A 12,851-nucleotide genomic window follows, 5' to 3' on the forward strand; every position below is an offset into this window, starting at 1 on the left:
AACTACCTGCAGACTGCCAACACTAACCTGTAATGCGAATAGAAGAAATTACGATTGAAAACTACATGTGCTACTTCGGAAGAAAATCCGTCAACCTAGCATCTGGACTCAACCTGATCTTAGGAGACAACGGTAATGGTAAGACTAAATTCTACGAAGCCATTGCCTTTCTATTGAACGATCTGCCACCATCACAGCTTTCGGGTGTGGTCTCTAAAAAGGCGCTGTACGAAACAGCACCAGAGGATCCCATCAGAGTAGGGGTAAAAGTCAAGGCGACACAGTTCGAAGAGACTAAGGTAGTCGAACGGTATTTTACGGTTCAGCGCGGCCAAGATGGTAGTATCAATGCGAGCGATACTAATCTTACCGCTACAGTAACCCATGCTCAGGGGCGCAGCCCTGCCAACGGGAAACTTGTATTAGATCAACTGTTCCCACCTAATCTGCGAAAGTACCTAATGTTTGAAGGGGAGGGGGCACTCAACATATTCAATAATACTGACGCACTTACTATACTAATAGATAATTTTAGTCAGGGTAAACACTATCGTAAGTACACCGATCTTGGCAGGCTACTAAAAAAGAAAGCGGAAAAAGCAGTTGATGATGCATCCCGTACCAATAAGAAGAATGAACTCAAACTGAGTAAAGCAAAGGCAGATATTGAGCTACTTACTAGTCTGATTAATCCTAAGGAAGAAGAGCTGCATGCATTACGGAATAATCTAACACAAACGGAGGAACATAAGGCTCAAGCTGAAGCATACGTTGCTAACGCAGATGCGCTAGAGATCGTCAACAAGCGCATTGAAGACGTAGAAACCAAACTTACTACTAGGCGCTCACAGCTCAAAGAGAAGTATACAAGCTATCTGTTTGATGATAAGTGGATCCTGGCCAATTTCGCGCCCTTCCAGGTCAAGTTCATGGAAAAGGTTGAGGAAATTGAACAGCAAAAGCGAGAAGCTGATCGGACACACCAACGAGAAGTTGGTAAGCAACAGGAACGCGAAAAGATTACGCTACAGGGAAACCGTAATCCGCTTCCAATCAACGTTCCTTCAGTGCGGTACGTAAAGGAGATGATCAATGAGCACTTTTGTAAAATGTGTAACCGGATAGTTGAGCCTGATTCAGAAGCTTTCAGGTTTATGGTCCAACGGTTAGAAGAGTATGAGGAAGATATAAGGAGAACTAGGGAGGAGGCTAACAAAAACAAACTTTTTACTGATAACTACCTGCGGCGGCTGATAACACTCACCGACACCAAGAATGATCAAGGGAACGTCTTCGCCGAGGTGAAGCAAAGCATAGAGTCCCTGTTCAATTTTAACCAAGGACGCAAAACCGATATTAGTAAATTGGAGGAGAGACTTGAGTTTGAGAAAGGGGAGAGAAATGAGATCGTTGGCAGATCACAAATTGGAGCCGAACGACTGACCACCGTACTGAGCCAGTACACTAGGTGGACGAACAATATCAATGCGGACAAAAGTCGTATCTCAGTACTGGGGGAAAGTATTGCCAAGTTAAAAAGTGAGAGAGCTGAACGGCATAAAGAGAAAGACCGCTTAGATAATGATAACGTTGATCATTTTCTCATTAACGCCCAAAATCTACTCCGCGATGTGGAGGAGATTTTTACTTCCACTGAAGAGAGACTCTACCGGGAATTCGTCGAGGACCTGGAACGAAAAACTAACGAAATCCTGCAACGCATCAATGTTGATTCCTTCACAGGGACAGTTGTCTTTGATTTGACCTGGTTTAGAGGAGATCCCAAAATCAAGATTAGGTTGGTAACAGGGGACGATGAAGCTTTTAGTTCCAATCAGTCATTAGAAACAACGATGCACATGGCTATTCTCTTTGCAATTGCAATGTTAGCGAAAGACACTAAGTCAGAGTCTTTCCCAATGATTTTCGACGCACCCACTTCGTCCTTTGGTGAACCCAAGACTAAAGAGTTTCTCAACATTGTCTCAGAGTCTGATCAGCAGCGAATTGTCCTATTCTACAATTTCCTTACGAAGGATGAGAATGGCAAATCGGTGGTTAAGTCAGATTTTGCGAACGTCAAACGCAACAAAGCCTACGTACTACAGCTCAAAAGACCTTTTGACCCGCAGCAATTGCGTACCATCGACACACTGATCGAAGAAATATGAAGAATAGTAACGATCTTAAGAACGAGTGGGCTAACAAAAAGCCCAAGTACTCAATTAGACACAAAGAACTGTTCGATAGTCTATCACAGAAGTTCGGTGCGGAGGGCGACAGAAAAGCTAGTCTAGGTAAGCACTTCTCTAATAACTACGAACTTTACATGTATGCTTTCTTTCTTGGTCTTTATAAAGATGAGTTTGAGCCAATCGGTGAAGATGAAGAAAAAGTAGACTTTAGTTACCCGATTCACCTATGGGGACGTAAGAGTAACAGATTAGATCGCGAAGATTTCACTGATCTACAAGATTACATGTTTATGGCCTCTTTTGTCAAATCTGACTTTGACTTCATCGAATTAGAAAAAGGCAAGCTATCGATTGGTAAGGTCATCAAGGTAATTACTACTGCTACAGAAAGCTACGCTAACGGCGGATTACAACTCATCAAAGAAATGTTAGAAGACGACGCTAACGCATTCATAGCTCCGACTGCCCTCATGAATATTATCACTAAACCTTTGGTAACCAGTGATGCAGAATCTACCATGCAGCAGGAGCAAGAAGCTACTAACGTAGATTAGGAGGACTAATCAGGGATCAAACTTATTCGACCAAGAGAATCGCTTTAGATACGCAGCTAAGGTGGACCACTTTGAACCGCCGACTTCACATAAGATAAGCTACGGGCAAATAAACATCCACTATTTACCGTACCCCAACCCCCCTCACCCCCGCCGCTTAAAAAACCGCAGCAACTCCTTCACGTAATCCTCCGTCGTCTCCACGCTCAGGGTATCCGCGCCGCTCTGGCGGAAGGCGGCGTTGAAGTAGTCCATGGTGTCGTTGTACCAACCGGCGTAGCGGTCGCGCACCCGGGCGCTGTCGGTGTCGATCCACTGCGTCTTGCCGGTCTCGGCGTCCTTGGCGCGCAGGAGGCCTACGGCGGGCAGTTCGCGCTCGCGGGGGTCGTAGAGGTGTAGGCCCACTAGGTCGTGGCGGCGGGCGGCCAGGCGAAGCGGACGCTCGTAGTCGGTGGCCAGGTAGTCCGACAGCAGGAAGCAGATGCTGCGCTTCTTGACCATATTGGTGAAGTAGGTCAGCGCCATACCGATGTCCGTACCCCCGCCCTCGGGCCGGGTATCGAGCAGCTCGCGGATGATGCGCAGGACGTGTCCACGGCCTTTCTTCGGCGGCAGGAACTTCTCCACCCGGTCGCTGAACAGCAGCAGCCCAACCTTATCGTTGTTCTGGGCGGCGGAGAAGGCCAGCACCGCGCAGATCTCGGTGATCAGCTCGTTCTTGGGCTGCTTCACGGTACCGAAGTAGCTCGACTTCGAGATGTCCACTAGCAGCATCACGGTCAGTTCGCGCTCCTCCTCGAAGACCTTGACGTAGGGCTCGCCGGAGCGGGCCGTCACGTTCCAGTCGATGTTGCGCACGTCATCGCCGTACTGGTAGCTGCGCACCTCGGAGAAGGACATGCCCCGACCCTTGAAGGCCGAATGGTACTCGCCGGAGAAGATCTGCCGGCTCAGTCCCTTGGTCTTGATCTCGATGCGGCGCACCCGCTTGAGCAGTTCGGTGGTTTCCATGGGGGAAAGGTACGGGCTAGTCCGCAGCGTCGCTCCGGCGGCAGTCGATCAGGATGTGGATGGCCCCGGCCGCCGCCTTGTCGTCGCGCAGGTGGAAGGCCTCGGCCACCCGCGCCAGGGGGAAGCGGTGGGTGACCATATCGACCGTATTCACCAGGCCGTCCTGCACCAGTTGCAGCCCCTCCTGCCAGAAGCGCCGCATGGCGATGTCCGACTTGGGCTCCGTCGAGTAGATGTCCACCCGCTTCTTGTGCATCTTGAAGAAGTCGAAGTGCGCCGTACAGGTGCCGATGCAACCGTACATCACGATCCGCCCCCCGAAGGCACAGGCGTCCAGCGCGTCCACCATACCGTCGCCCTCCAGCAGACACGGGATCACCACGTCGAAGCCGTCCGGATGATCCGTCCCCACGACGTCCATGGTCGGCGTGTGCTCGGTGGGGATGCGGTAGGTCGCCGTAGCCCCGTACCGCTCCGCCAACTGCAGGTTTTTGTCGTGCAGATCGGTCACCACCAGCTCCCTGGGACTGTACAGCGCGATCACCTGCGTCATCACCAGTCCACTCACCCCCTGTCCGGTGATCAGCACGCGGGTGTTGGGACCGATCCGCGCCAGTTCGGCAGCGTGCAGGATGCCCGGCAGCACTTCGAGCGAACTGATCTCCTCGTCCGGAAAATCGTCCGGTACCACTTTCACGTTGAAGGGCCGGCACACGATGTACTCTGCAAAGGCCCCCCACACGTAGCGGCAGGACACCTTCATCCCCCGCTTCAGGGTGTGCACGCTACGGCCTACCGCATCGATCACGCCCGACACTTCGTGGCCCAGCCGGGCGGGCAGGGTCATGAACTCCGGTTTGCGCAGTCCGCGGTAGGTCTCTACGTCCGACCCGCAGATGCCCACGTAGTGGATCTTGATACGGATCTCGTCAGGACCGGGTTGCGGGATCTTGGCGTACCGCAGTACAATCTTCCCGGGGGCTTCCAGTACCGCTACCGGCTGGCTATCCGGACTCCCCGCCGGTACGAAGGACAGCTCGGCGATTTGCATTTTGGAGGCCATGGGTATTGGGTAGTTTGAGCCACCCAAGGTACTATTCCTCCGCGATCACCCGCAGCGCATCCCGCGCCCGCGCCGCCCGTTCCCGCGCGATCTTTACCGTATCCCCCAGGGCGGTCACGTGACCCATCTTGCGGAACGGACGCGTCTCCGACTTCCCGTACAGGTGGGGGTGTACCTCGGGGATCGCCAGGATGTCCTCCAGGCCGTCGTAGCGGGTAGGGCCGTGACTGCCTTCCGCACCCAGTAAGTTCACCATGGCGGCGGGGCGCAGGAGCGATGGATCGCCCAGGGGAAGCCCCAGAATGGCCCGCAGGTGCTGCTCGTACTGACTGGTCACGCAGGCTTCGATGGTGTGGTGCCCGCTGTTGTGCGGACGGGGGGCCACCTCGTTGACCAGCATCTCACCGTCTGTGGTGAGGAACAGTTCTACGGCGAGCAGTCCTACGATCTCCAGTTGCTGCACCACCTCGACGGCCAGCTTCGTGGCGCGGCCGTCGGTGTCTCCGTCCAGGGCGGCGGGGCAGACCAGAAACTCCACCAGGTTGGCGGTGGGGTGGAATTCCATTTCTACCGTGTTGTACACCTTCACCTCGCCGGTGGCGGAGCGGGCTACGATCACGGCCAGCTCCTTGTCGATATCGGCCAGGGGCTCCACGATACAGGCACCGTCCAGTAGCTTGTTTTCCACTTCCTCCCGGTAGCGGATCACGCTGACGCCCTGTCCGTCGTAGCCCCCCGTGCGGGACTTCTGTACGAACGGAATGGTCACCGCACCTGCGTTCACCGCACTGATGACGTCCTGCTTGCTGTCGAACAGCTGGAAGTCCGTAGTAGCGATGCCATGATCGGCGTAGAACTGCTTCTGCAGTCCCTTGTCCTTGATGAGGTCGATGATGTGGGGCTGGGGGTAGACCCGTACGCCCGACTGCTCCAGCTCGTGCAGGGCCCGGGTGTCGATGTGCTCGATCTCGATGGTGAGCACGTCCAGGCCACGGCCGAAGGCCATCACGTCGCCGTAGTCGCGGAAGCTGCCCGTCTGGAATACGGTAGCGTAGGGGGCGGCGGGAAACTGCTCGGAGCTGTCGAGGACGTAAGTGGGCAGGTGCCAGGGCGTGGCGGCCTGACAGAGCATCTTACCGAGCTGGCCGCCGCCGAGGATACCTAGTTTGGGGAAGGTGGGCATGGGGGTGAAGGTAATAGAATAGGGAAACCTATATCTTGGGAGCATGCGTTATCCTTTCCAAAAATCGGAAGCCATGAGTCGCTCAACGGTTCAGGAGGTCTCGGAGAAGTCTCACTTCCACTGGTCACTGGACCGGTACCACGCGGCCATCGAAGCCGGTATTTTCACGAAAAACGATAAGGTGGAGTTGCTTTTTGGAAAATTAGTCTCTATATCCCCGATTGGTGTTCAACACGGCAAAGTCGTCAATAAGATTTCTCGCCTGCTTTTTGGACGATTTCCAGCTCAGGATTATACTATCGGAATTCAGAATCCCATCACCTTAGCTAATGACTCAGAGCCCGAGCCAGACATATACCTGGCGAAGGGGCCGCTGGAAGATTACGATCACCATCCCTATCCCGCCGATCTACTGCTGGTAGTAGAAGTAGCCGACTCCACGCTGCAACGCGATCGGACCATCAAACTGGCTACCTACGCGGTAGCCGAAATCGAGGAATACTGGATCGTGAACGTTTACGCCGAGAAGATTGAGCGCTACACCGGTCCTACGGCGGAGGGGCAGTACGGGACAAAAGAGACCTTCCGCACCGGAGACACCTTTGCCAGTCTTCACCCGGGTGACTTTGCCGTAGCCGACCTAGTTATATAAACTAGCCCCCACCGCGCTTAGGTCAGTGGGGGCTAGCAAGACCGGTGAATGCGCTGCAGACTACAGCACCTCGCGCAGCAGGGGTGCGATCACCAGGGCCACAACGGCCATCAGCTTGAGCAGGATATTCAGGGATGGTCCGGAGGTATCCTTGAAGGGATCGCCTACAGTATCACCGACGACGGCGGCCTTGTGCGGCTCACTGCCCTTGTGGAAGATCACGCCCTGTACGGAAGCTCCCTCCTCGAACATCTTCTTGGCATTGTCCCAGGCGCCACCGGCGTTGGACTGGAAGATGGCCATCATGACGCCCGCGGAAGTTACACCGGCTAGCAAGCCACCAAGCATCTCAGCACCGCCGGCGAAGCCTACGATGACGGGGGTGACCACGGCGATCAGGCCCGGCATCACCATCTCGCGGATGGAGGCCTTGGTGGAGATCTCGACGCACTTTTCGTAGTCGGCCTTGCCGTCGGCGGCGCGGTAGGTGGCCAGGTCGGCGGCCGAGTACTTGCTCTCGTCGTGTCCGGACCGCTTCATCACCTCCAGGGCGGCCTTGAGCTCGGGAATCTCGTTGAACTGGCGGCGTACCTCCTGGATCATGTCGTTGGCGGCCTTACCTACGGCCTCCATCGAGAAGGCACTGAACAGGAAGGGGAGCATGGCACCGAGGAAGAGTCCGGCGGTAACGTAGGGGTCGGCGACGTTGATGGCGGTAATACCGGCCGTCTGCATGAAGGCGGCGAAGAGCACCAGGGCGGTCAGGGCAGCCGAGCCGATCGCAAACCCCTTACCGATGGCGGCGGTGGTGTTGCCGACGGCGTCGAGCTTATCGGTGCGTTCGCGCACTTCCTTGGGCAGACCGGCCATTTCGGCGATACCACCGGCGTTGTCGGAGATGGGGCCGTAGGCGTCGACCGCCAACTGGATGCCCGTATTGGCGAGCATACCCACGGCGGCGATACCGATGCCGTAGAGTCCGGCGAAGTAGTAGGAGCCGATGATGGCCGTAGCCAGCACGAGAATGGGGTAGGCCGTAGAGCGCATACCTACCGCCAGACCGGCGATGATATTAGTGGCCGCGCCCGTCATGGACTGGTCCACGATGCCCTGCACCGGCTTGGTGCCCGTACCCGTGTAGAACTCGGTGATGTAGCCGATGGCCAGACCGGCCACGAGGCCGAGCAGGATGGCGTAGAAGATGCCGTAGCTGGTGTACACCAGGGTCTCGCCGTTGCTGTTGATGCTGGTCCACTCGGCGGGCATCAGGGCGGTGACGGCGAAGAAGGTGCCGACGAGCATGATGGCCGCGGCAATGAGTTCACCCAGGTTGAGAGCCTTTTGCGGATCGCCGCCATCCTTGACCCGCACGAAGAAGGTGCCGATGATGGATGCTACGATACCGATACCGGCTACGACCAGGGGGAGGAGTACGGCGTTGAGTCCGTCCAGCTCGGTGGTGTAGAAGGCCTGATTGGTCATGTAAGCCGCGCCGATGACCATGGTACCGATGATGGAGCCGACGTACGACTCGAACAGGTCAGCGCCCATACCGGCTACGTCGCCTACGTTATCACCAACGTTGTCGGCGATGGTGGCGGGGTTCAGCGGGTGGTCTTCCGGAATGCCGGCTTCTACCTTACCTACCAGGTCGGCGCCTACGTCGGCAGCCTTGGTGTAGATACCCCCACCCACGCGGGCGAACAGGGCGATGGACGAAGCACCGAAGCTGAAGCCGGTGATCACGGTGATGACCCGCAGGATCGCTTCCTGGGAGGCTAGGCTGCCGTCGGCCAGGTCCATACCGGCTGGTACGAACTGTCCCTCGAAGATGAAGAAGAGTGAGCCCAGGCCTAGCAGTCCGAGACCGACCACGCCGAGTCCCATGACGGCACCGCCGTCGAAGGCTACGCCGAGGGCCTTGCCGAGGCTTTCGCGGGCGGCCTGGGTGGTGCGGATGTTGGCCTTGGTGGCTACGTTCATGCCGATGAAGCCGGCCAGGGCCGAGCAGATCGCGCCGAGGATGAAGGCTACGGCGATCATCCAGCTCGAGGTGACGGAGTCGGCGGTGAAGGCCAGGATGGCCGCTACGACGACTACGAAGATGGCCAGTACCCGGTACTCGGCCTTGAGGAAGGCCATGGCGCCGTCGGCGATGTTCTTACCGATGCGCTGCATGAGCTCGTTGCCGGGGTCCTGCCGGGAGACGCCGGCGGACTTGATGGCCATAAAGATGAGGGCTACGATACCCAGTACGGGTACGGCCATGAGTATAGTTGAAACCATAAATGCAGTAAGATTGACTTGTGGTGGAAGCAGAGTATGTCTTCGAGAACAAGCGATCAAGATGGCCGCGGGGAAGCAGAAAATGGAGTGAAGCCCGCGCTTCAAAAGACGTTGACCGAATTAAAGCGTGACGAAGCTACTACTTTTCGGCTGCTTGTTCGGCCCCTTCCCCCTTTACCGCTTGATAAATTGCTGCACGGTCACTCCTCCGATAGAGCTTACCCGCAGTAGGTAGGCCCCTGCCGCCAGCTCCCGCAGGTCGGCCCGCAGGCTGTACAATCCTACCGGCTGCCGCCCCCGCTGTAGCTCCTGCACCTCCCGTCCGCCGGCGTCGATCACGCTGATGCGCACCTCCCCGGCCTGCTTCACGGCATACTGCAGATTGAGCCGACCGGCCGTCGGATTAGGGGACAGCGCGAGCACCGTAAGGTCGCTGGGTGCCGATACGGCGCTGATCAGGCCCGGCGGATCGGCCGGCGCCGGCGCGTCCTGGACGGTCTTGCCGCTGGCGGGTGCGGCCTGTATGGTCAGGTGGTGGCCACCGGCCGGACTGCTCAGTCCCTGTCCGAAGGTTTCCGACAGGCTGCGCTCCAGCACCGGGGTGTAGAAGTAGTCGGCCTGCACCCGGTCTTCCAGTACATCGAGGATGTAGTAGCCGTGGCTGGTGAGGTCTACGTACTTCATGTGGGGGTTGGGGTTGCCGAGGTTCAGGTCGGCCCGTGGGCGGATCGGGGTATTGAGCTGTCCCTGCAGCGCCAGGGCGATGGGCAGCGAGGTGGTCTCATCGAAGTTGGCCGACGCGATACTGGGCGAGACGAACTCCACGGCTACCGCCCCCGCTCCGGTGGCTGGGTCGTAGGGGGTGGGGGCGTAGATCGGTACCGTACCCAGATCGTCCTCCTCCCGAAAGCTCAGCGCTACCGGCGCATCCGTGACCTCGTAGGCCATACTGGTGTGAAAGTCGCCGGTCAGGATTACTACGTTGCCTATCTCTTCGGCTTTGATGAAATCGATGAGCTCGGTCCGCTCACGGGGGTAGCCGTCCCAGATATCCAGGAAGGTGCTTTCGGCCCGCTCGAAGGATTCCCCGATCAGCGCACCCGCCCAGCCGATATTGAATTCCGAAAAGATGACTTGGTTGCCGATCAGCTTCCACTTGGCGGTCGAGGCGGATAGCCGGTCCTTGAACCAGGCCTTTTGGGTGGTCCCCAGCATGGTGCGGTCGGGGGAGTAGAGGTCCGGATCGCTGGTCAGGGGTGCCTGTTCGTCGCGGCCTACGATGCGCGTGTCGAGCATGATCAGATCGGCCAGGGTACCGTACGACAGGCTCCGGTACACGGTCTCCTGCGGGGTGTCCCGGATCGGCATCCACTCGAAGTAGGCCTGTTTGGAGGCGGCCTTGCGGTCTTCCCAGGGGCCTTCGCCTTCCTGGTGGTTGGTGGCGCCGCCGGTGTAGCTGTTATTGGCAAACTCGTGGTCGTCCCACACCGCGATCATGGGGTGTTGCTGGTGCAGGGCCATGAGGTCCATATCCAGGTGGTAGGTACTGAAGCGTGCCCGGTAGTCGAACAGGTCGATGACCTCTCCCGCCGGTTCCATGACCCGATCGTCCCACACCGCCGGGTTTCCCACCCCAACGGCAAAATTGGCATACTCGTAGATGTAGTCGCCCAGGTGCACTACAGCATCCAGGTCGTTGCGCTCCGCCAGCCGGCCGTAGGCATTGAAGTAACCCGATTGAAAATTGGAGCAGCTCACCACCCCGAAGCGCAGGTGCTCGGTGGTGCCCCCGGGGGTGGTCTTGGTACGGCCGGTGAGGGAGTTGCGCTCCAGAGCGGTAAAGCCGTAATAATAGGTCGTGCCCCCCTGCAGGCCGGTGACGTCCACCTTCACGGTATAGTCGCGGCTGGCGTCGGTGGTGAGGGTGCCTTGACCTACCACGGTAGTGAGTTTGGGGTCTGTGGCTACGATCCAGTCTACCGTCACGGCGGCGCCGTTCAGGCTGTCGGGGGTGATGCGCGTCCAGATGATCACCCGGTCTTCCAGGGGATCGCCCGAGGCTACACCGTGGTAGAAGGGGTATAGGTCATCCTGCACCACTAGCTGTTCCGCCCCCGGCAGTTGCCGTTCGTGCGTAAACAGCATCTGGGCGCGCACGCCGGTGCAAAGGGTAATGAGGAGTAGGCAGTAGGTGAGACGACGCATTTGGACTGGGGTTACGAAGTACTAAAGGTAGTAGAGGGTCTCCGTAGTATATGCCTAGTGGTTCCCGGCATCCCTGCCGGGGCTGTTCTGCCTGTGTGATGTTGCCGCGGCTGGAAGCCACGAACCGGTGGTGGTTCCCGGCATCCCTGCCGGGGCTGTGCTGCCTGTGTGATGTGCCGCGGCTGGAAGCCACGAACCGGTGGTGGTTCCCGGCATCTCTGCCGGGGCTGTGATATACCTCTCTTATGTTTGTGAGCGGAGACTATGTTCCATCATTTAAGGATGATTGGATCTGCGGTAGAGATCGGCGTAATCCGGATGGAGGTACGTATAGGGCCACTCCTCCCAATGAGTTACGAGTCCACAAGTCACTGGGTTATTGAGCACGTACCACATCACCGTATCAAAGGTGCCCTCCCGAATATCGCGGTCGAAGTAGCTCACCTCCCAAAAGCTCTTACCGACACGGCCTAATATTTTATTCGCCGAAGAGGCAGTAAATGATTTGTGCTTACCCATAACAAGTCCAGCATCTATATCCAGGCCCGATGCACTGCGGGCTACCACGTGAACATGATTGCTCATCACGCACACCGTATAAACCAATACACCCAACTGCTCTGCGATGAAAGTCCAGGAATTCAGGATAAGCTTAGCTATTGACGGATCGGCGAGGTGATAGGGTCCGTTGGATCGAGCGTGGAGGGCACTGTCCAACTTTTCCTCGAATGCCTCCGCTGCTAAAGCCCGACCCTGAACGGTGGGTGCGTACTGAAGGCGTAGCTCAGTTTGTTGCGACCGCAATTGATCGATCACTGACTGGGGCAGACTACCCTTCAGCCGGTATACGATATGCATGGGTATATGCCGAAAGGGACGGTGGGGGAGTTTGCCGTAGCCTTCTTTCATGGGTTTAGGTTGCTTATTAAAACCCGTAAAGTAGTATGAGATAGGCAAGGTGGAGATTATGTCGCTTAAATATTGCAAGCACAGCCCCCGGTTCGTGGCTTCCAGCCGCGGTCCATTACTGGTCTGGCATATGATCAATCTTCGTAACCCGCCCACACCGCACCTGGAGGGTGCGAACCGTTGCGGGCGGCGTTCATTTCCCCCCCGGCTCGTGGCTTCCAGCCGCGGTCCACTACTAGTCTAGCATATGATCAATCTTCGTAACCCGCCCACACCGCACCTGGAAGATGCGAACCGTTGAGGGCGGCGTTCATTTCCCCTCCGGTTCGAGGCTTCCAGCCGCGGTCCATTACTGGTCTGGCATATGATCAATCTTCGTGACCCGCCCACACCGCACCTGGAAGGTGCGAACCGTTGCGGGCGGCGTTCATTTCCCCCCCGCCTCGTGCCTTCCAGCCGCGGCCCCCTGCTGGTCTGGCGTACGATGATTTTCGTAACCCGCCCACACCGCACCTGCAAGGTGCGAGCCGTTGTGGGCGGCGGCCTCTTCTCGGGTTCGCGGCGCCCCGCTGCTCAAGCTTCGCACTCGCCCGCACAGCCCCCTTGCACATCCCCGCCCGCTGCCCTATATTTGCCGCCCAATCCCCCGCAAGCGAGCGGGGAAGATTTTATACCGAAGGGTGGAGAGACTAGGCTCTGTGAATCCCTGGCAACCACTCCTCCGATGGCTCGGAGGAAAAGGTGCCAATTCCTGTCCCCGCTGGCATTTCGCCGTGGGGAGCATATAAAATGT

At 57.3% G+C, this 12,851-nt stretch carries 9 protein-coding genes and 1 riboswitch; of the genes, 3 read left to right on the top strand and 6 right to left on the bottom strand.

From position 1 onward, the window contains the following. Window positions 1-32: 32 nt before the first annotated feature. A complete protein-coding gene (locus MJQ68_RS10715; protein ID WP_238751103.1) occupies window positions 33-2,171 on the top strand; it encodes an AAA family ATPase in 2,139 nt (712 codons plus the stop codon). Between the two features lie 158 nt (window positions 2,172-2,329). Beyond that, window positions 2,330-2,749, top strand: coding sequence for a hypothetical protein (locus MJQ68_RS10720; RefSeq protein ID WP_238751104.1), 420 nt, complete (start codon window positions 2,330-2,332; stop codon window positions 2,747-2,749). 144 nt (window positions 2,750-2,893) lie between these two features. On the opposite strand, the gene MJQ68_RS10725 is transcribed toward MJQ68_RS10720, so the two are convergent. Genes MJQ68_RS10725 through MJQ68_RS10735 form a run of 3 tightly spaced genes read right to left on the bottom strand, consistent with a single transcriptional unit; the run spans window position 2,894 to window position 6,006 of the window. Continuing rightward, window positions 2,894-3,760 (bottom strand): DUF58 domain-containing protein, encoded by an 867-nt coding sequence (locus tag MJQ68_RS10725; RefSeq protein ID WP_238751105.1) that lies wholly within the window; start codon window positions 3,758-3,760, stop codon window positions 2,894-2,896. A gap of 16 nt (window positions 3,761-3,776) precedes the next feature. Beyond that, a complete protein-coding gene (locus tag MJQ68_RS10730; RefSeq protein ID WP_238751106.1) occupies window positions 3,777-4,823 on the bottom strand; it encodes a zinc-dependent alcohol dehydrogenase in 1,047 nt (348 codons plus the stop codon). 31 nt (window positions 4,824-4,854) lie between these two features. Next, window positions 4,855-6,006 (bottom strand): 5-(carboxyamino)imidazole ribonucleotide synthase, encoded by a 1,152-nt coding sequence (locus MJQ68_RS10735; protein WP_238751107.1) that lies wholly within the window; start codon window positions 6,004-6,006, stop codon window positions 4,855-4,857. A 43-nt stretch (window positions 6,007-6,049) separates the two neighbouring features. Here MJQ68_RS10735 and MJQ68_RS10740 point away from each other — a divergent pair, with 43 nt between their 5' ends. After that, window positions 6,050-6,658, top strand: a complete 609-nt coding sequence (locus MJQ68_RS10740; RefSeq protein ID WP_238751108.1) for a Uma2 family endonuclease — start codon at window positions 6,050-6,052, stop codon at window positions 6,656-6,658. Between the two features lie 60 nt (window positions 6,659-6,718). Here MJQ68_RS10740 and MJQ68_RS10745 read toward each other — a convergent pair whose 3' ends face one another. The 3 genes from MJQ68_RS10745 to MJQ68_RS10755 all read right to left on the bottom strand — a co-directional run bounded on the left by MJQ68_RS10745 (window position 6,719) and on the right by MJQ68_RS10755 (window position 12,058). Then, window positions 6,719-8,944: a sodium-translocating pyrophosphatase gene (locus MJQ68_RS10745; RefSeq protein ID WP_238751109.1), complete on the bottom strand. Its 2,226-nt coding sequence runs from the start codon at window positions 8,942-8,944 to the stop codon at window positions 6,719-6,721. A 174-nt stretch (window positions 8,945-9,118) separates the two neighbouring features. Continuing rightward, entirely contained in the window at window positions 9,119-11,149 is a 2,031-nt protein-coding gene (locus tag MJQ68_RS10750; protein ID WP_238751110.1) for an alkaline phosphatase D family protein, read from the bottom strand. Between the two features lie 276 nt (window positions 11,150-11,425). Then, complete coding sequence (locus MJQ68_RS10755; RefSeq protein ID WP_238751111.1) at window positions 11,426-12,058, bottom strand: transposase; 633 nt, start codon at window positions 12,056-12,058, stop codon at window positions 11,426-11,428. A gap of 665 nt (window positions 12,059-12,723) precedes the next feature. Continuing rightward, window positions 12,724-12,849, top strand: a riboswitch (SAM riboswitch). Window positions 12,850-12,851: the final 2 nt, after the last annotated feature.

The sequence above is a fragment of the Neolewinella maritima genome (assembly GCF_923081025.1).
GTDB classification, from domain to species: domain Bacteria; phylum Bacteroidota; class Bacteroidia; order Chitinophagales; family Saprospiraceae; genus Neolewinella; species Neolewinella maritima.

Excerpts from the sequence above, each read along its gene's own strand:
- MJQ68_RS10715 (WP_238751103.1), top strand. The coding sequence starts at position 33 with ATGCGAATAGAAGAAATTACGATTGAAAACTACATGTGCTACTTCGGA.
- MJQ68_RS10720 (WP_238751104.1), top strand. The coding sequence starts at position 2,330 with ATGTATGCTTTCTTTCTTGGTCTTTATAAAGATGAGTTTGAGCCAATC.
- MJQ68_RS10725 (WP_238751105.1), bottom strand. The coding sequence starts at position 3,760 with ATGGAAACCACCGAACTGCTCAAGCGGGTGCGCCGCATCGAGATCAAG.
- MJQ68_RS10730 (WP_238751106.1), bottom strand. The coding sequence starts at position 4,823 with ATGGCCTCCAAAATGCAAATCGCCGAGCTGTCCTTCGTACCGGCGGGG.
- MJQ68_RS10735 (WP_238751107.1), bottom strand. The coding sequence starts at position 6,006 with ATGCCCACCTTCCCCAAACTAGGTATCCTCGGCGGCGGCCAGCTCGGT.
- MJQ68_RS10740 (WP_238751108.1), top strand. The coding sequence starts at position 6,050 with ATGCGTTATCCTTTCCAAAAATCGGAAGCCATGAGTCGCTCAACGGTT.
- MJQ68_RS10745 (WP_238751109.1), bottom strand. The coding sequence starts at position 8,944 with ATGGTTTCAACTATACTCATGGCCGTACCCGTACTGGGTATCGTAGCC.
- MJQ68_RS10750 (WP_238751110.1), bottom strand. The coding sequence starts at position 11,149 with ATGCGTCGTCTCACCTACTGCCTACTCCTCATTACCCTTTGCACCGGC.
- MJQ68_RS10755 (WP_238751111.1), bottom strand. The coding sequence starts at position 12,058 with ATGAAAGAAGGCTACGGCAAACTCCCCCACCGTCCCTTTCGGCATATA.